Genomic DNA, 18278 nt, shown 5'->3' on the forward strand with positions numbered 1-18278 from the left:
TCAGGAGCGTGATGAACGGTGCTGACTATTCATCACGCTGCTTTAGTCACTGAAGATGTTCAGAATTTAGCGTCCAGCCTGACACCAAAATAACGGAAGGCGTCACGGGCAGGTGTCCAGGTGGTGTTGGTGACTGTCAGCACAGGATTCGGTGCTTTTGAACTCCAGCTACCTACACCAGTGAAACCGGTATTAGCGTAGTGGCGGTCAAACAGGTTGTTGACAAAGAAGCTCAGTTTGTACTTGTTCATTTTGTCCCTGATACCAAAACCGATATTCGTCACACTGATGGAAGATACGGCCAGCGTAGGGTCTTGATTCAAATTAGTGATGACATCGCTTTGGTAACGTACGCTGCCAGTGACGAAAGCATTGAAAGGCAGATTACTGAAACGCAGGTCATATTGTCCGCCGATATTGGCCTTGATCTTGGGTGCATTCGGCATTCTTGCTCCGGCCAGGTCTTGCACGTTCTGTCCACCATACTGGGCAGACTTCAACTGGCATTCTGCATTGAAGCCACCATTCGGGCTGCCAGCGACGTTATAGCAAGGGGCATTCGGGAATTCTGTAATGGTGGCATCGGTGTAGGCTATGCTGCCGTTGAGTATCAAGTCTCTGGTTACCAGTGCCGAGACATCCATTTCCACGCCGCGTGTCTGCACGCCACCCACACTATTGAGGCGCGTCACATAAGTTGTCGTGCCAGGCAGATAACCACCAGAATTCTGCTGGTAGTCGCTGAACCTGCTATTGAAGGCGGCGACATTCAGCGTCAGGCGGTTGTCGAGGAAATTGCCTTTAAGGCCTATTTCAAAGGTCTTGGCAGTTTCTGATTTGACCGGTTGCTGGGCCGCAGTGGCGGCATTCAAGCCGCTGGTCAAGTCATAGGCCAGGCCTTTGTAGCCGGTAGAGCCCATGGCATACACCATCAGGTTGTTGTTGACCTGGTGCTGCAGGCTGAGTTTGCCCGTCGTGGAATTCTCGGTATTGTCGAGGCTGGAAAAATAATCTGTCTGTACATACGCACCTGGCGGTGGCGCACCGACAGAGAAACGGTAGCCCGAGGTTTCACGGTTATAACGCAAGCCTGCGAGCAGGCTGAAGTTCTTTGCAAAGTCCCAGGTCGCCTGGCCAAACACGGCGCTGTTGACGTTATACGTGTCCGTGAAATACTGGATAGGCGTGGTCAAGGCAATGCCGTTATAACCGCGTATGAAATGACGTTCTATAGAGTTTTTTCCATACCAGTAACCGAGCACATAACGCAGCGAATTCTTGTCATTCGAGGTATAGCGCAATTCCTGGGTTTGCGATTTCACATCAAATGTGCCGTACTGGGTATAGCCAGCATTGACACCGGCAGGTTTGCCATTCGCCAGTGGGTAATACAGCAGGGTGGGCACGTCAACAAAGTCCTGGTCGCGTGTGTCATTGGCATAATAACGATCAAGTGAAGAAATCGAAGTCAGCGAAGAACCATCGGCAAAGTTGTAAGTGAATTTTAAGCCCGCACCACGGCTGGTGGAGGTCTGGCCTGTCAAGGTGTCATTGCGCACATCGGTGTTGTCCGGGCCTATGCGTATGCCATTCAATAAAGTCGTAGCTGGCAGTTGCGCGATATTCGACAACAGGCCGCCTTGTGCCGGTGTCAGGCTGGTCAATGCCAGCACGCAGCAGGATGTGACTGTGCTGTTATAGCGTGGCGAAAAATCGACATCAATATTGTCGGTAGGATGCCAACTGAGTTTGGCCATGAAGGTCTTGCCGCCAGAACCATTGACCTTGCTGCCATCAGTCAGGTTATTCACATTGCCGGGGAAGCGATTGTCGCTGGCACTGAGCCTGAAGCCGAATTTCTCGGATACTTCCCCACCATAAGTCAGGCCAAAGCGCCATTCACCATCACTGGTATATAAGGTGCTGGCGCTGCCTGCCAGCGGGCCGGAAATGGGCTTGGTGACGATATTGACCGCACCGGCAATCGCGCTTTTACCAAACAGTGTGCTTTGCGGACCTTTCAAAATTTCTATGCGTGAGATGTCAGTCAAATCCTGGAAGGCCTTGACCTGCATGCCCATGGGAATATCATCGATGATGACTGCCACGTCAGCTTCTACGCCTATACCTATCGATGTCGTACCTATGCCGCGCATATTGATGCCATTATTGGCAGGTGTCGAACCATAGGTGATCGACAATGCGGGCGACAGGTTGATGACGTCAGCGATTTCCCTGACATTGTTGCGCTGTAAGGTAGCATCACCGAGGACTGAAATCGCCATCGGCACATGGTCAAGTTTTTCTATGCGCTTGTTGGCGGACACCACGACTTCATTGAGTTTGCCATCGGATGTTTCTGCATTAGTTGCCTGTTGCGCCTGCGCTGCCTGAGTCAGGGCCAGCATGGCCAGACTGATGGCAAAGCTCAAGGGTTTAAGTTGCATGAGATGTTGCTTGTTGCTGGATTGTGCTGACATTCTTGTCTCCGGATATTGTAGTTTTGTACCATTTTTTGCTGCTGATTTTTTCTGTTAAATTCTCGCTGTTAAATTTCCGCTGTTAAATTCTATTGGTACCGTATCGTCCATTTGATTTTTAGTGGCTGCCCGTGTTTTAGCTGTTGCGTGCTGCAACTGATATGGTTGATGAAGGGCCCAGCCGGGGTCTGGAAGTAAGCGTCGCCCACTACCCGTTTGACTGCGCATTTCTCCAGGCCTTCGACGATGAATTCAGTGACACCACCTTTACTGAAATAAATGTGATTTCCATCCTGTCTGACAGCATCAGAAAAGCTGCTGAACTCCAGGCTGGCTTGCTGTATCTGTGTACTGCCGGTCGCTGTAAATTCATCGCTTCTGCTGATGCTGCCCGGTTCAAACAGGTAGCGACTATTGAGCTTTATGCGTTCATCTTTTTGCGGCGGTTTACCATCACCTGTCATGCGTGTCAGCCCGCTTTGCTGATAGCTGATGAATTCAGCTTTTTCTGTTTTGCCAGTCTGGATATTGCTCATGAAAGCGGTCGCCAGTAACTTGCTGCCATCTGTCAACGTCAGACTGGGAATAAGCTGGGGATGGGCAAAGCCGCTGTCTGGTATGCCAACGATGAGATCATTTGAAAACGGTAGCGGGTAATACGGGCTGTTCGCATGCTGGCCAGCACCGCCATTTGCGAGCAACAGACTGAACACATGCTGGCGGTCTCGATAGATCGCCAATGCCCTGTCATACTCACCGCGGGCAAACCAGTTGAAACTGAACCGTGGCTGGGTTTTATCTGCCCATGCCTGCAGGTCAGCCAGTGGTATGCGCTGGTCATAGCCGAGTTTGTGCCAGATGGCATTGGTGGTCAGTAGTTGATGCAGCAGCGAGAAATTTTCACCCAGCACCCTGTGCGCACCACGGTAGGCATCGGTCTTCCTGCCCTTGCCCCACAAATCGACGGAGTGTAATTGCGGGTCATACCAGAAGCTTAAAAATTTATTGAATACGCGAGTGGAGTACGCATAGGCGTAATCTTTTTCCGTGGGCGTCAAGACATCCAGATAAGCAGACGCCGACAGGATTTCGAGTATGGCAGTATCACCATAAGCACCTATGCTGCGGCCAAAGCTGAAGCCATCGCCTTTGTCATTTGCCATATTCAGGGCGATGTCTGCGGCTTTCCTGAGTTTCAGTTTCAAGTCAGGCCGGACTTCCTTGCCGGTTTCTATGAGCCTGTGGCAAATCTCGGCAATCAATAAAATGCTGTAGCGGTCAAAGCGTCCTTCACCATCGGTTTCATCAGAAAAGCCATACTCGCCGGAGTGGGCATCGTAATGCGCCAGCAGGGTGTTCAAAAGTTTTTCACTGCCGCTGGCATCTTCCCAACCGAGCAACATGCGCAGACGTGCCACGCCAAATGCCACGCCATAATAATTGGTGGGCAAGTTGATGAGTTTCAGGTCCGCTTCATTGACAAAGCTGCGCCAGTCCAGTTGCTTCTTGAGTTTGGCCAAAGTAGCAGGGCTGACTGCCTGCTCCAGCAAGCCCGCTTGCTGTATCTGTTGCAGTGACAGCAAATAATAATAAATGCCCCAGGTATGGTTTTCCATATCGACTGTCATGTCTGCACTGGTACGGAAATTTTCTGCTGCCTTGCGCCTGGCTTCTGGTGTCAGGGCAGGGTTCAGCATTAAATGGGCGAGGCCGGTGGCGATTTTCCCGGGCAGGAATTTATCCTTGCCATTGAAAGCGAGGTAACCCGCCAGCGTGGTTTGCAATCTCTCGGCCAGCAGTTTTTGCGACAGGTAGTCAAGCTGGGGATATAGCGATTCTTGCACCATGGTGTTCATGGGCAGTAGTTGCGCTTGTGCCGCTTGCGAAGCCAAGTTGGCGTTGGCTGAGGCTGTCAGATTCCAGGCAAGTGCAGATGCTGTGATACAAAGCTTGTACAGATTGTTGAGTATGGGATTGCGGTAAGACATACATCTCCTGATTTTGTTATGTGTCCCTGTATTTGCAGCTTCGCGCTTGTGCTTGAAAGCATTTAGGAAAACGTTTAACTAAATAGTAGATGAATTCAAATTGAAGGTAAACCTGATTTTGGAATTTTTTATTGGCCTATCAAAATTGTTATTCAAGAGTAGAGTTGAATTGACAAGGCTGTGCATTTTCTACGCACAGAGATAAGGCTGGGCAGCGCTTTAAAGAAAACGTTTTCTTAGATTGTCGTTTTTTTGCAAATATACGATTTATTCCGTGCGCAATTTCAGGAATTGGCCGGGCTTCTTCTGTTCATGACTGAAGAGCGCAAAATCAGTTGCGGTTCTATCGTGGTCAGGCCGCGGGCAGTTTCGCCATTAATCATGCTGATCAGCGTGCGCATGGCAGCAACACCCATTTCTTCACTTTGCAGATCGACAGAAGTTAATGCTGGCGAGGTGTAGCGGCCATACTGGATATTATCAAAACCGGCGATAGAGACATCGCGGGGAATATCGAATCCCAGGTTTTGTGCTTCTTTCATGAAGCCAAGTGCCATCAAATCGTTATAGCAAACCACGACATCAGGATGCTGTTTGCCGAGCATGATGGAAGAACACAGGCGTTCGCCTTCTTGTGCAGACGGTGAATTGACGTTGTAGATTTCTGCTGTCAGTTGATGTTCGTTCAGACATTCCTGCAGGCCGCCAAAACGTTCTTCATCGCGGCGGGATTTATTGAAACCCATATAGGCAATGCGCTTGTGACCCAGGGTCAGCAAGTGTTGCGCCAGCATATAGGCACCCTTGTGGTCATCACTGCTGACACAGGGGGAACTGAGCTGGCTCAGGCGGCCAAAGAATACGAGGGGTTTTTCCAGTTGCTCGGTCCAGCTCAGGTCGGCTTCACTCATGCGTGAAAAAAGTATCATGCCATCGACACGGCGGCTCAATGCTTCTATCAGGGGTTTTTCACGACCCAGGTTTTCTTCGGTATCGACCAGCAACAAGGTGTAGCCATGCTCTATGGCGATGCGGTTAGCCCCTTTGACGATGCTGGTGAAATGGGGATTGCTGACATCCAGTATCGACAAGCCTATGGACTTGGTGCGCCCGGTGATCATGGATTGCGCCAGCGGGTTGGAACGGTAGCCCAGGCTGTCAATGACAGCTGTGATCCTGGCTTCTACGGTAGAAGAAAAACGCTGTGTACCATTGATGAATTTGGAAATGGTGGCAGTAGAGACGCCTGCTTCAGCGGCGACATCACGTATGGTCGGTGGTTTTTTCTTCATCGCGTATAAAAGTATCTCAGACGGTGTGACTGTAAGCGTTTAACCGCCAGCTCAATTCAGCGTGCATCTTACCGTACAAACTGGCAGGCAGGCATCAATGCCATGGTCGGCTTGTCTGCCAGACGCATCATTCTTCAATACAGGTAGCAGATTTTTTTAACATGCGAAGGAATTATTTGACCCCGGCAAAAAATTCTATATACTTAGTTAAACGTTTAACTAAAGACCTGATTTGCACTTTTTGAGCAACTTGAGCAAATCATGGCCGACACCAACCTAAAATCAAAAATGATGATGACTGAACAATTTAGTGAGCAATCCAGTGAAAAACCTTTTAATCGCCTGCTGTTGACGGGTGCCGCCGGTGGCCTGGGCCGGGTTTTGCGTGAACGCCTGAAGCCCTGGACAAAAATACTCAGGCTCAGCGATATCGTCGATATAGAGAACCTGGTGCCTGGCGAAGAGGCGCAGACCTGCGACCTGGCTGACAGGGCAGGGGTATTTGAATTGCTGAAAGATGTCGATGCCGTGCTGCATTTTGGCGGCATCTCTGTCGAAGACAAGTTTGAACCCATCATGCAAGCCAATATCCTGGGCATGTACCATTTGTATGAAGCGGTACATAAGCTGGGTATCAAACGCGTTATTTATGCCAGCTCCAGCCATGTCGTTGGTTTCTATCCGACGACAGAAAAAGTGAATGCGGACAGCCCGCTACGGCCAGATGGCTTTTATGGCCTCAGCAAATTGTATGGCGAAGCGCTGTCACGTTATTACTATGACCGTTTTGGCATAGAGACGGTATGCCTGCGTATAGGCTCGTCCTTTCCTGAGCCCCGTAATACCCGCATGATGGTGACTTATCTTAGTTACGATGATTTGCTGGAGTTGATCAGGGCTGCGCTGTTCACGCCAAAAGTCGGTCACAGCATCGTCTTTGGCGTGTCGGACAATCCGGCAAAATGGTGGGATAACAGCAAGGCCGCACATCTGGGGTTTGTGCCCAAGGATAGTTCCAGCGAGTTCGCCGGACGTTTCCCGCTGACTGCGAACTGGCCTGATGCTGACGACATGACCAGCACCTATCAGGGTGGGCCATTCGTCGTGGCCGGGCCACAATACCAGGACTGAGGCAGGTTCATGCGCTTATCCATTTTATCTGGGAGTCTGCTTACTGGTTTTGCCATGCCTGCTATTCATGCTTTTGCCGCTGATGCGACTTCTGGCATAACCGGAAATACCTTGTGCCTGAATGCCCAAAAGCCAGGTGGTACGGATACTTATGCGCGTATAGAAAATGTTTTTGGCAAGGGTGCGGTAGAGGCTCCGAGTGATACGCACTACGCGCCAGCCAGGCCGCATATTATTGAAGCGGCTGACGATGTGGTGCCAGTCTATTTTGCAGTGCTGGCGATAGACCCGACGGATGTCAACCTGGATGGCAAAACCATGGCTGAAGGTAGCGACCGTTCCCGCACCGAGATCAAGATTGCACCCAGCCTGATGGGTATGCACCAGGCCTTCAAGGCGCGTGAAAATAACAGCTTTGTGTATAGCTGGCGTTTCAAGATTGATGCCGGCATGAAGTTTTCACCCTCATTTACGCATATCCATCAGATCAAGGCCTATGGTGGCCGTTATGCGGAGCCACCGCTGATTACTTTTACACCATTGGCGAGTGGCCGTATGGAAGTGCGGCAAATTGATGACCTGAAAAATGACGGCAGTGTTTATCATGTACTCGGCACAGTGGCCTTGTCGCAGATACAGGGGCGATGGATAGACGTACGTGAGCAGATCACATTTTCAAATTCTGCCGGGCGTTATCAGTTGAGCATGCGCGGCCAGGACGATAAGCCCGTATTGGAAATCGACAGCGCGGGCCTGCAATTATGGCGCACAGGGTCAGACCACATGCGCCCGAAATGGGGTATCTACCGCAAGCATCATGCGATGCTGAATCAGGGCAAAGATGATTACGTCTATTTTGCCAATCTTGGTATCACGCGTGGCAGCCAGCCGGATTCCAGTTGCCGCTAGTTCGCATAGGAAGGCTAGTCATTCTGGCGTGTATGGCGTGTATGGCATGTACTAGCCCGGTCGCGCTCGCTGCCCACAGTCAGGATAGTCATTGGGGCAAGACAGCTACTGGTCAAGTGGTGCAGGAACATTGCCTGCAGAATGACACGCAGATGCGGGTTTGCTATATTGATTATGGCGCGACAATAAGCACTGTCGAAGTGCCAGACCGCGATGGCAAGCTGGCCAATATTGTGCTCAGGCTACCTGATCTATCAGCTTATTTAATTACTCGACACAGGCATGCTTCCATCATAGGGCGCTATGCTGGCCGCATAGGCAAAGCAGAATTTGTATTGAACGGACAAACTTATCATCTGCCTGCCAATGAAAAAGGAGTTGCCCTGCATGGTGACCCAAAAGGTTTTGACAAGCGAGTGTGGTCACGCCAGGACTTTGATGAGAACGATAGTCTGGGTTCGCATTTTAATTTGCTCAGCCCTGACGGTGACCAGGGCTTTCCCGGTGAAATGCAGGTGACAGTTACATACCGCCTGTACAAGGCGCGCAATGCATTCAATATTGAATATCGTGCGCTCAGTGATAAAGCGACGGTCATCAACCTGACCAATCACGCCTACTTCAATCTGGCAGGCGCTGGCAACAGAGGTTTGAGTACCCACCTGTTTCAAATCCATGCCGACCGTTACACTGAGAACGACAATAAACGTATACCCAAGGGACGTATTTTGCCGGTGGATGGCAGCGTGCTGGATTTGCGCAAACCCACCACCATCACACGCCATCTTGAACAAGGTGATGCTTTGCTAGGGCAGCCATCCGGCTATGATCATAGCCTGTTGTTTACCAACTGGGATCAATCCTTGCGGGCCGTTGCGCATATCTCTGAAACTGTATCTGGCCGGCAAATGCATGTCTACACCACAGAACCCTCAGTACAGTTCAATAGTGGCAATGGCTTTGACGGCAGCGAAGCCTCAGCCTATCAGCGCCATGACGGCTTTGCCTTTGAAACCCAGCACTTGCCCGACAGCCCGAATCACGCAAATTTCCCTTCGACCGTGCTTAATCCAGGGCAAGTGTTTAAGTCACTGACCAGTTTTCGTTTTTCTGTCACAGCGCCGCCAAAAAACGACCAGGTCCGATAGCAGAAACCCGGCATTTATATGCGGCGTATCAGCTTGTCTTGGGTGCCAGCAACGCAGCAAATTCAGCACGGCCAAAGGCAGTGCCTGCAATACCCCAGCCACCTTCTGCTGCTTCGGTCAGCAAAACCCAGGTACGGCTTACCTGGCTGGGGTCACCAGAAATTTGCGCGACGATTGCTGTCGCCTCTTTCACAAATTGCTTCTGGCCCTCGCGGTTCAATGCTGCCGGCGGTGTGATTACCTGTATACGCACCGTGCGTGCCGCATCGGTGGCGGCTGTATGTACTGCAGATGCTGGCATGCGATGTATATAGGCACCCGTGTTATGGGTATGTGCCGGGCCGGGTTGCGCCACGCCTTCGGCCCGCAATAAGGCTGCTGTCAGCTCCTCAGCAAGTTGACGGTCGGTACCGGCTGGGAACATGTCTTCTGCTGCGTAAATGTCTATCATGGGCATGCGAATACTCCTTATTTATTGAATGAACACGTAAGAACTTATTTCAGCGCATGGCCTGGCTTGTCTGCACATCGCCAATACCGCCAATCTCACCAATAAAGCTAACGTCAAAGCCAGCGTCAAATTAGTCAGGATGATATGCGTCATCCTGAAAAAGATGATGACGAGTATAATCCTCTTTGTCAAGCACAAGAGCAGGTATCGTCGCATGGGTAGTTCCAAGGCAGAAAAGGCAGAGAATCACGAGCGTATCGTCAAGATAGCCGCTGCCCGTTTTCGCGAGGCTGGTATTGAAGGCATAGGTGTTGCAGACCTGATGAAAGATGCGGGCATGACACATGGCGGCTTTTACCGCCACTTTGCTTCCCGGGAAGAACTGGTAGCAGAAGCGGTTGCCTGCGCCTTGCAAGATGGTGGCAAAACAGTCGCTGCGCTGGCCAACAGCAAACAGAGCAGGCACATACTGTTTGCCGCACTGGTCGATGCTTACTTAAGTGTTGCCCATCGCGATGGTCTGGCCAGCAGTTGTGCCGTCACGACCCTGGCTGGCGATGTTGCCCGCAGCAATGACAAGGCCCGTTCTGCCTATACCGATCAGGTCAGTCTTTATCTGAAGGTGCTTGGTGATTTGATCGCCAGCGAAAAATCAACATCAAAGCGTACTGCCGCAATCACTGCACTGGCGACCCTGGTGGGTGCCGTGTCGATGGCGCGTGCGGTCAATGACACAGCATTGTCTGAAGAAATTCTCGCCTCGGCAGCCAATCAATTGAAGGCGCTGCTAGGCTAAAGACAGTAAGTAAATCGCACGGCATAGCATGGCGTATTAAGCGAATTCCATGGCCAAGTGTCTGGTGAATTAACTCTAAAACATTTCTTGCTTTAGGGTAATTGATTGCTCAAATTCATCTAATGCTATAATGGCAGGCAATTGATGCACAAAAATTAATCAGTGTGTATCCAATCACCATCCCCCATTCCTGTCCCAGAGTACGTCGTTGACGTCACTTGTTTGTTTGCTACCGCATACATGTTTGACCGGTCACAAGCACTGCCGTGCTTTGGGTATTTGCATTTTCTATTGAGGTTTTATGTTTAAAAAAATTGTCACCCTGGCACTGCTGCTCAGCAGTATGTTCATGTCTCTTGCCCACGCTGCAGAAAAAATCACTGTAGGCCTGATCGCTACAACGAGCATAGAAGATACCCGCAAGCGCTGGCAGCCTTTGCTGGATGACCTGGCAAAAAGCACAGGTACAGAAGTGACTGCTGCTATTTCTTCGAATTACAGCGACATCGTTGCTGGTTTGAAAGAAAACAAAATACAAATCGCCTGGCTGAGCAGCAAGGTCGCCTTGGATGCGGTGGAAGATGGCAAGGCAACTGTCTTTGCGCAAATGGTCAAAAGCGATGGCTCACGCGGTTACAACTCGGTGTTGATTGCTTCCAGCAAAAGTGCACTGACCAGCTTTGACCAGGTTTCTGCCAAACCTGGCGTATACATCTTCGCTGATGGCGATAAAAAATCGACGTCCGGTTATCTGGTTCCTGCCTATTACCTGTTTTCCAAGAACAAGATAGATCCGGCAAAACTGTTCAAGAAAGTCATCGTTGGCAATCACCAGGCAAATTTTTCTTCTATTTTGCGTGGTGAAGCCGATGTCGCCACCTTTAATAGTGAAGAGATGGACAGGCTCAAAAAAGAAGCACCAGACCAGCTCAGCAAGGTCCGCGTCATCTGGACTTCGCCTTTGATACCAAATGACCCTATCCTGTATCGCAAGGACATGTCACCTGCCCTGAAAACCCGCGTGGAAGATTTCTTTGTCAATTATGGCAAGCAAAAGCAGGCACAAGTCGTATTGAAAGACATTTTGAATTTGTCCGGTTTCCAGCGTTCTACCGATGCACAGCTGAAACCTATCGCCGATTTAACATTGTTTAGCCTTTTGCGCGACAATTTGAATAACACCAGCCTCACTGATGCACAAAAACAAAAGAAATTTGATGAAGTTAGTGCACGTTTTGGCAAGCTGAGCTTCGTTCTTGAAGCCTCACGCATCAAATAAGCCTGAAAAGTTCCAGCTGATTTGTAACAAAAGCTGAAATAAATGCAATAAATAGGGCATTTTTGCTCAAATTTTGCCCAATTCATTGTTTTTTTATTAAATTCACAAAAAAATTTTTGACTTTTGTAACCTATCGTGTCAACTGAATCGCGAACCGGTGCGTTTTTGGACTAAAGAATCTTTGCTGACACCTTCCTTTAAGCAAAGTTTCCCTTTAAGGAGTCAGAAAATGATTTACGAAATACTGGTTCGCCCTTCGGACAACAGCAAGAAAATCACCGCCGATCATCTGATCTGGATAGAAAGTAACATGACTACCCGTTCTTTCGAGAACTGGCTGCGTGAAAAATCCTTGCTCGATGGTAGTGGCCATGCGCCTGTAGCGCGTTGGAGCATAGTGCAGACTCAGCGTCCTGCGCATTTCAATCTGGCAACACAGGCAAAAGCCCTGAAGAGCCGTATTTCTGAATTGATGACTGGTACACCAGAAATCGTCGCAGTACCGGACGCATCCCGTGCACTCAAAGCTTTCCGCTTGAAAAGCCCGGTTCAAGAACTCATCGCGGCCTGAGCGCTGTGTGATTGCCAGTATTCCGGCCAGACCGGAAAGCTGGCGGCGGCAAAAGCTCCCTTAAAAGTTCATTGCTAATCCATGCTCCCGCAAGGCGGGCATGGTTGCTATGCTTATGGCGAATGCAAATGCCAATATCAGTCAATATCAGCCCGCTGGTCGCTGGTCGCTGGTCGCTGTTCGCTGCTCGCTGTTCACTATTAACAATCTGTGCTGTGCTGCGCTGTCGTGCATGCGCAGGCAGATAAGTTTTGACAAGACAGACTGATGCCAAGCACAATCCAGACTCTTTTGGATTGCCCGCATACCCATGGCCAGATTAGCCCGACTCGTTATCCCGCATCAGCAACATCATGTTATCCAGCGTGGCAATGCCGGTGCCGTGATTTTTCAGGATGCCGAGGATTACAGCAGCTTTCTGGACTGGCTCAAGCAAGCTGCCAAGTTGTTTGATGTAGCTATACATGCCTATGTATTGATGCCAGATCACCTGCATCTGTTACTGACACCCGGTGATGAGCCAGGCCTGGGCAAGATGATGCAGTGGCTGGGTCGGCACTATGTCCCTTATTTCAACCGCAAATACCAGCGTACCGGCACCCTGTGGCAGGGACGTTACCGTGCCACTGTCATTGAGTCAGCCAATTACTTCATCCCTTGCAGTATTTATATGGAAAGCAATCCTCTGCGTGCCGGTCTGGTGCAGGATTTGCTCGATTACACCTGGTCGAGTTATCGCCATCACGTAGGTCTGCATATCGATACATTGATCACTGATCATAGCTGTTACTGGGCATTGGGTAATACACCTTTCCAGCGAGAAGCTGCCTACAAGCAAAGTCTGGAGCAGGGCTTGTCCAACACACAAATCAGTGAAATTACCCAGGCTACCACCAAGGCCTGGATGCTGGGCTCGGCTAAATTCAAGATAGAAATGAGCAAGCTGACCGAGAGACGGGTAGAGCCGGTCAAGCGTGGCCGCCCCCGCAAAACCCAGTAAAGCGTTTGATTTTTTCTTTTACATGAGCGGGCCTGCAAGCTGCTTCCGTGCCTGGAAATCCTCATATGAGCGTCAGAAACTCAATAAATTTCGGCGCATTTACTATGTCCCTATTTAAATATTCATGAGAATATGATTATTTTAAATTGACACCGACCCTAATTAAATCAGTTGCGCAATATTTTGCACTGCACTATTCTCTGTCTTGTCCTGACAGGATTTACGCCAAACTGTCGTGCCGGCATTAACAATCAATCAATGCCTGGCACATTTGTCCAGCGTAGCGCCATGCCCTTACCCGGAAGCATGGCCAGCACGGTTTGATCACCCTTCAAACTAAAGTCATCAAGCTGCCATCCGCAGCCAGCAAAATTGCTGAATAGCCAAGCCAGCTATTCATGCCGACAGCTGTTTCACGTAAGTCCTGATATTGAAATTGTCCTCCGGAGATCCACTATGCACGCTCAAGGTTTATACGACCCATCCAATGAACATGACGCCTGTGGCGTAGGTTTTGTTGCCCATATCAAAGGCAAGAAGACGCATGCCATCGTCGATCAGGGTTTATTGATTTTGAAAAATCTTGACCACAGGGGCGCGGTTGGTGCCGATGCCTTGATGGGTGATGGCGCCGGTATCCTGATCCAGATTCCTGACCAGTACTACCGTGAAGAGATGGCCAAACAGGGCATCAACCTGCCACCACCTGGCGAATATGGCGTAGGCATGATCTTCCTGCCGAAGGAACATGCATCCCGCCTGGCTTGCGAACAAGAGATAGAACGTGCCGTGCGCGCTGAAGGCCAGGTTGTACTGGGCTGGCGTGATGTGCCTGTGGATCGCGATATGCCGATGTCACCTACCGTGCGTGAAAAAGAACCGGTCATCCGTCAGATTTTCATTGGTCGCGGCCCTGACATCATGGTCACCGACGCGCTGGAACGCAAACTGTATGTGATACGCAAATCGGCTGTGCATGCGATTGAAGCTTTGAAGCTCTTGCATGGCAAGGAATATTTCGTGCCATCCATGTCTGCCCGCACCATCGTCTACAAAGGCTTGCTGTTGGCTGACCAGGTTGGTGTCTACTATAAAGACTTGCAGGATGAGCGTTGTGTTTCTGCGCTGGCTTTGGTGCATCAGCGTTTTTCGACCAATACTTTCCCTGAATGGCCGCTGGCCCACCCTTACCGCATGATTGCGCATAACGGTGAAATCAACACGGTAAAAGGCAATTTCAACTGGATGCGCGCCCGTGAAGGCGTCATGAAGTCTGCAGTACTCGGCGACGATTTGCAAAAACTGTATCCGCTGATATTTGAAGGCCAGTCTGACACCGCAAGTTTCGACAATGCGCTGGAATTGCTGGTCATGGCCGGTTATCCAATTGCACAAGCGATGATGATGATGATCCCGGAAGCCTGGGAAAACCACACCATGATGGATGAGAACCGCCGCGCCTTCTATGAATACCACGCAGCGATGATGGAACCATGGGACGGCCCGGCCGCCATGGCCTTTACCGATGGTCGCCAGATTGGTGGCACGCTGGACCGTAATGGCCTGCGTCCTGCCCGTTACATCGTTACCGATGATGACCTGGTCGTCATGGCATCTGAATCCGGCGTCTTGCCTATTCCTGAATCCAAGATCATCAAGAAATGGCGTCTGCAACCAGGCAAGATGTTCCTCATCGACCTGGAAGCTGGCCGCATCATTGATGACAAGGAAATCAAGGATACCTACGCTAACGCCAAGCCTTACAAGCAATGGATTAAATCGGTACGTATCAAGCTCAATGAGTTGAAGGCAGCGGAAGACAAGACAGAATACTCCGCCACTTTGCTGGACCGTCAGCAAGCCTTTGGTTACACCCAGGAGGACCTCAAGTTCCTGATGGCACCAATGGCACTGGCAGGTGAAGAAGCCATCGGCTCCATGGGCAATGATTCTTCGCTGGCAGTCATGTCGAACAAGCTCAAGCCTCTGTATAACTACTTCAAGCAATTGTTTGCGCAGGTGACCAATCCACCTATCGATCCTATCCGCGAAGCGATGGTGATGTCGCTGGTCTCCTTCATCGGCCCGAAACCGAATTTGCTCGATACCAATAACATCAACCCACCGATGCGCCTCGAAGTCGCGCAACCGATACTGGATTTTGCTGACATCGCCAAACTGCGTAATATCAGCGCCAATACTGGCGGCAAGTTCAAGTCTTACGAACTGGATATCTGCTATCCCATCGCCTGGGGTAAGGATGGTATTGAGGCACGCCTGGCATCTATCTGTGCGGAAGTCGTTGATGCGGTCAAGTCTGGCCACAACATCATGATCATCACTGACCGCAAGATGGACGCAAACTATGTTGCCATCCCGGCTTTGCTGGCAACTTCTACCGTGCATCAGCATCTGGTCAGCAAGGGTTTGCGTACGACGACCGGTCTGGTAGTCGAGACTGGCTCTGCCCGCGAAACCCATCACTTCGCCCTGTTGGCAGGTTATGGTGCAGAAGCTGTCCATCCTTACCTGGCGATGCAGACACTGGCCGATATGGCCAAGGATCTGTCGGGTGAATTGTCAGCAGAAAAAGCCGTTTATAACTACACCAAGGCAGTCGGTAAGGGCTTGATGAAAGTCATGTCCAAGATGGGTATCTCTACCTATATGTCTTATTGTGGCGCGCAGATTTTTGAAGCAGTTGGTCTCAATAAATCCCTGGTTGATAAATACTTCAAGGGCACGGCATCGAATGTAGAGGGTATAGGCGTATTTGAAGTTGCAGAAGAAGCCCTGCGTTTGCACAAGGCAGCTTTCGGTCAAGACCCAGTACTGGAAAATGCCCTGGATGCAGGTGGTGAATATGCCTTCCGCGTCCGTGGTGAAGACCATATGTGGACACCCGATGCAATCGCCAAGTTGCAGCATTCCACCCGCGCCAACAACTACAATTCTTATAAAGAATACGCGCAGATCATCAATGACCAGAGCAAGCGTCATATGACTTTGCGTGGCCTGTTTGAATTCAAGATAGACCCAAGCAAAGCCATCGCACTGGACCAGGTAGAACCTGCGAAGGAAATCGTCAAGCGTTTCGCGACGGGTGCGATGTCCCTGGGTTCCATCAGTACCGAAGCACATGCAACGCTGGCTGTGGCCATGAACCGCATAGGCGGTAAATCAAATACCGGTGAAGGTGGTGAAGACCCTGCGCGTTACCAGCAAGAGCTGAAAGGCATCCCTATCAAGCAAGGCGCAACGCTGGCTTCCGTCATTGGCAAAGATCAGATCGAAGTCGATATTCCTTTGCAGGATGGTGATTCGCTGCGCTCGAAAATCAAGCAAGTCGCATCTGGCCGTTTTGGTGTTACCGCTGAGTACCTGAGTTCTGCTGACCAGATACAGATCAAGATGGCGCAAGGCGCCAAGCCAGGTGAGGGCGGCCAGTTGCCAGGGCATAAAGTCTCTGAATACATCGCCAAGTTGCGTTTCTCTGTGCCTGGCGTGGGCTTGATTTCTCCGCCACCGCATCATGATATTTATTCGATTGAAGATTTGGCGCAGTTGATTCATGACTTGAAAAACGCCAATCCAAAAGCTTCGATCTCGGTCAAGCTGGTATCTGAAGTGGGTGTCGGTACCGTTGCTGCCGGTGTGTCCAAAGCCAAGGCTGATCACGTTGTTATCGCTGGTCATGATGGTGGTACTGGTGCTTCACCTTTGTCTTCCATCAAGCATGCTGGTACACCGTGGGAACTGGGCTTGTCTGAAACCCAGCAAACCCTGGTCTTGAATGGCTTGCGTGGCCGTGTGCGCGTGCAGGCTGATGGTCAGATGAAGACTGGCCGCGACGTCGCGATTGCTGCCATGCTGGGTGCCGATGAAATCGGCTTTGCGACAGCACCGCTGGTGGTTGAAGGCTGCATCATGATGCGCAAATGCCATCTGAATACCTGCCCGGTAGGCGTGGCGACACAAGACCCGGTCTTGCGTGCCAAGTTCTCTGGCAAGCCTGAATATGTCGTCAATTACTTCTTCTTTGTAGCAGAAGAATTGCGTCAGATCATGGCGCAACTGGGCATACGTACTTATGACGATTTGATAGGCCGTGTTGATTTGCTGGATAAATCCAAAGCTGTGTCGCACTGGAAAGCCAAGGGGCTGGACTTCAGCCGCATCTTCTATCAGCCAGAACTGGCTGAAGGTGCAGCGATACGCCATGTTGATGTACAAGATCATGGCCTGGAAAAAGCGCTCGACAACAAACTGATTGCCCAGGCAAAGATCGCTCTGGAAACTGGTGAAAAAGTATCCTTCATATCACCGATCAAAAACCTGAACCGCACGGTAGGCACAATGTTGTCTGGTGAAGTGGCAAAAAAATATGGTCATGCCGGTTTGCCGGATGACACTATCCACATTCAATTGCAAGGTACGGCTGGTCAGTCTGCCGGTGCTTTCCTCGCACATGGCGTGACGCTGGATTTGGTGGGTGAAGGTAATGATTATGTCGGCAAAGGTTTGTCCGGTGGCCGCATCATCATCCGCCCGAATACAGAATTCCGTGGCTGGGCAGTGGACAACATCATCTGTGGTAACACTGTCCTGTACGGTGCCATCTCTGGTGAAGCCTTTATCAATGGTGTTGCCGGCGAACGTTTCGCCGTACGTAATTCTGGTGCAGTCACTGTGGTTGAAGGTACTGGCGACCATGGCTGCGAATACATGACAGGTGGCACAGTCATCGTGTTGGGTAACACCGGTCGTAACTTTGCTGCCGGTATGTCAGGCGGTATCGCTTATGTCTATGACCCTGAAGGTGAATTCGAAGCCAAGTGCAATATGTCCATGGTGACACTGGAGCCGGTGTTGGCCGGTGACGTACAAGTGGCAACCCTGGATAAATCAATCTGGCATAGCCGCCTGCGTGGCGGTGACGGCGAGACCGATGAAGCTATCTTGCGCAATCTGATAGAGCGTCATTTCAAACATACAGGCAGTACCCGCGCCCGCAATTTGCTGGACGACTGGGCCCGCAGCCGTGCCAAGTTCGTCAAGGTATTCCCTACCGAGTACAAGCGCGCCCTGGGTGAAATGTATGCAGCCAAACAGCTCGTAGCGAAAAAGGAAAAAGTCACGGCATAGTTGAGTGAGCGTGCCGCAGCTTTGCTGCGGTCGCGCCCTCCTGTGTTCTCCAGACTATTCAGCTTATTTCAGCTTATTTCAAATTCAG

The 18278-nt window shown here is 50.6% G+C and carries 12 protein-coding genes; 8 read left to right on the forward strand and 4 right to left on the reverse strand.

Annotated elements, in window-relative coordinates; translation table 11 throughout:
* Positions 1-59: 59 nt before the first annotated feature.
* From ACO0LI_RS06780 to ACO0LI_RS06790, 3 genes are all read right to left on the reverse strand, one after another.
* Entirely contained in the window at positions 60-2480 is a 2421-nt protein-coding gene (locus ACO0LI_RS06780; protein ID WP_423031828.1) for a TonB-dependent receptor, read from the reverse strand.
* 89 nt (positions 2481-2569) lie between these two features.
* Positions 2570-4468 (reverse strand): hypothetical protein, encoded by a 1899-nt coding sequence (locus ACO0LI_RS06785; protein ID WP_423031830.1) that lies wholly within the window; start codon positions 4466-4468, stop codon positions 2570-2572.
* Positions 4469-4752: 284 nt separating this feature from the next.
* Positions 4753-5760, reverse strand: coding sequence for a LacI family DNA-binding transcriptional regulator (locus ACO0LI_RS06790; RefSeq protein ID WP_423031832.1), 1008 nt, complete (start codon positions 5758-5760; stop codon positions 4753-4755).
* Between the two features lie 291 nt (positions 5761-6051).
* Here ACO0LI_RS06790 and ACO0LI_RS06795 point away from each other — a divergent pair, with 291 nt between their 5' ends.
* The 3 genes from ACO0LI_RS06795 to ACO0LI_RS06805 are packed head-to-tail and all read left to right on the forward strand — an operon-like array spanning position 6052 to position 8948.
* Positions 6052-6891 (forward strand): NAD-dependent epimerase/dehydratase family protein, encoded by an 840-nt coding sequence (locus ACO0LI_RS06795; protein ID WP_423031949.1) that lies wholly within the window; start codon positions 6052-6054, stop codon positions 6889-6891.
* Positions 6892-6945: 54 nt separating this feature from the next.
* Positions 6946-7800, forward strand: a complete 855-nt coding sequence (locus tag ACO0LI_RS06800; protein WP_423031834.1) for a heparin lyase I family protein — start codon at positions 6946-6948, stop codon at positions 7798-7800.
* A 41-nt stretch (positions 7801-7841) separates the two neighbouring features.
* On the forward strand, positions 7842-8948 hold the full coding sequence (locus tag ACO0LI_RS06805) for an aldose epimerase family protein (RefSeq protein ID WP_423031836.1): 1107 nt from the start codon (positions 7842-7844) through the stop codon (positions 8946-8948).
* A 28-nt stretch (positions 8949-8976) separates the two neighbouring features.
* Here ACO0LI_RS06805 and ACO0LI_RS06810 read toward each other — a convergent pair whose 3' ends face one another.
* Positions 8977-9405, reverse strand: coding sequence for a tautomerase family protein (locus ACO0LI_RS06810; protein ID WP_423031838.1), 429 nt, complete (start codon positions 9403-9405; stop codon positions 8977-8979).
* 160 nt (positions 9406-9565) lie between these two features.
* On the opposite strand from ACO0LI_RS06810, the gene ACO0LI_RS06815 reads away from it, so the two are divergent.
* The 5 genes from ACO0LI_RS06815 (at position 9566) to ACO0LI_RS06835 (ending at position 18190) form a co-directional block, all read left to right on the forward strand.
* The gene (locus ACO0LI_RS06815; protein ID WP_423031840.1) at positions 9566-10195 is read left to right on the forward strand and encodes a TetR/AcrR family transcriptional regulator; all 630 of its coding nucleotides are present in this window, start codon (positions 9566-9568) and stop codon (positions 10193-10195) included.
* A 301-nt stretch (positions 10196-10496) separates the two neighbouring features.
* Positions 10497-11474: a phosphate/phosphite/phosphonate ABC transporter substrate-binding protein gene (gene phnD / locus ACO0LI_RS06820; protein ID WP_423031842.1), complete on the forward strand. Its 978-nt coding sequence runs from the start codon at positions 10497-10499 to the stop codon at positions 11472-11474.
* 229 nt (positions 11475-11703) lie between these two features.
* Positions 11704-12045, forward strand: coding sequence for a hypothetical protein (locus ACO0LI_RS06825; protein ID WP_422950303.1), 342 nt, complete (start codon positions 11704-11706; stop codon positions 12043-12045).
* 310 nt (positions 12046-12355) lie between these two features.
* On the forward strand, positions 12356-13045 hold the full coding sequence (locus ACO0LI_RS06830; protein WP_423031844.1) for a transposase: 690 nt from the start codon (positions 12356-12358) through the stop codon (positions 13043-13045).
* Between the two features lie 456 nt (positions 13046-13501).
* The gene (locus ACO0LI_RS06835; protein WP_423031846.1) at positions 13502-18190 is read left to right on the forward strand and encodes a glutamate synthase-related protein; all 4689 of its coding nucleotides are present in this window, start codon (positions 13502-13504) and stop codon (positions 18188-18190) included.
* The last annotated feature ends 88 nt before the right edge of the window (positions 18191-18278 follow it).

The sequence above is a fragment of the Undibacterium sp. Tian12W genome (assembly GCF_049339405.1).
Taxonomy (GTDB): Bacteria; Pseudomonadota; Gammaproteobacteria; order Burkholderiales; family Burkholderiaceae_D; genus Undibacterium.

Excerpts from the sequence above, each read along its gene's own strand:
- ACO0LI_RS06780 (WP_423031828.1), bottom strand. The coding sequence starts at position 2,480 with ATGTCAGCACAATCCAGCAACAAGCAACATCTCATGCAACTTAAACCC.
- ACO0LI_RS06785 (WP_423031830.1), bottom strand. The coding sequence starts at position 4,468 with ATGTCTTACCGCAATCCCATACTCAACAATCTGTACAAGCTTTGTATC.
- ACO0LI_RS06790 (WP_423031832.1), bottom strand. The coding sequence starts at position 5,760 with ATGAAGAAAAAACCACCGACCATACGTGATGTCGCCGCTGAAGCAGGC.
- ACO0LI_RS06795 (WP_423031949.1), top strand. The coding sequence starts at position 6,052 with ATGATGACTGAACAATTTAGTGAGCAATCCAGTGAAAAACCTTTTAAT.
- ACO0LI_RS06800 (WP_423031834.1), top strand. The coding sequence starts at position 6,946 with ATGCCTGCTATTCATGCTTTTGCCGCTGATGCGACTTCTGGCATAACC.
- ACO0LI_RS06805 (WP_423031836.1), top strand. The coding sequence starts at position 7,842 with ATGGCATGTACTAGCCCGGTCGCGCTCGCTGCCCACAGTCAGGATAGT.
- ACO0LI_RS06810 (WP_423031838.1), bottom strand. The coding sequence starts at position 9,405 with ATGCCCATGATAGACATTTACGCAGCAGAAGACATGTTCCCAGCCGGT.
- ACO0LI_RS06815 (WP_423031840.1), top strand. The coding sequence starts at position 9,566 with ATGACGAGTATAATCCTCTTTGTCAAGCACAAGAGCAGGTATCGTCGC.
- phnD (WP_423031842.1), top strand. The coding sequence starts at position 10,497 with ATGTTTAAAAAAATTGTCACCCTGGCACTGCTGCTCAGCAGTATGTTC.
- ACO0LI_RS06825 (WP_422950303.1), top strand. The coding sequence starts at position 11,704 with ATGATTTACGAAATACTGGTTCGCCCTTCGGACAACAGCAAGAAAATC.
- ACO0LI_RS06830 (WP_423031844.1), top strand. The coding sequence starts at position 12,356 with ATGGCCAGATTAGCCCGACTCGTTATCCCGCATCAGCAACATCATGTT.
- ACO0LI_RS06835 (WP_423031846.1), top strand. The coding sequence starts at position 13,502 with ATGCACGCTCAAGGTTTATACGACCCATCCAATGAACATGACGCCTGT.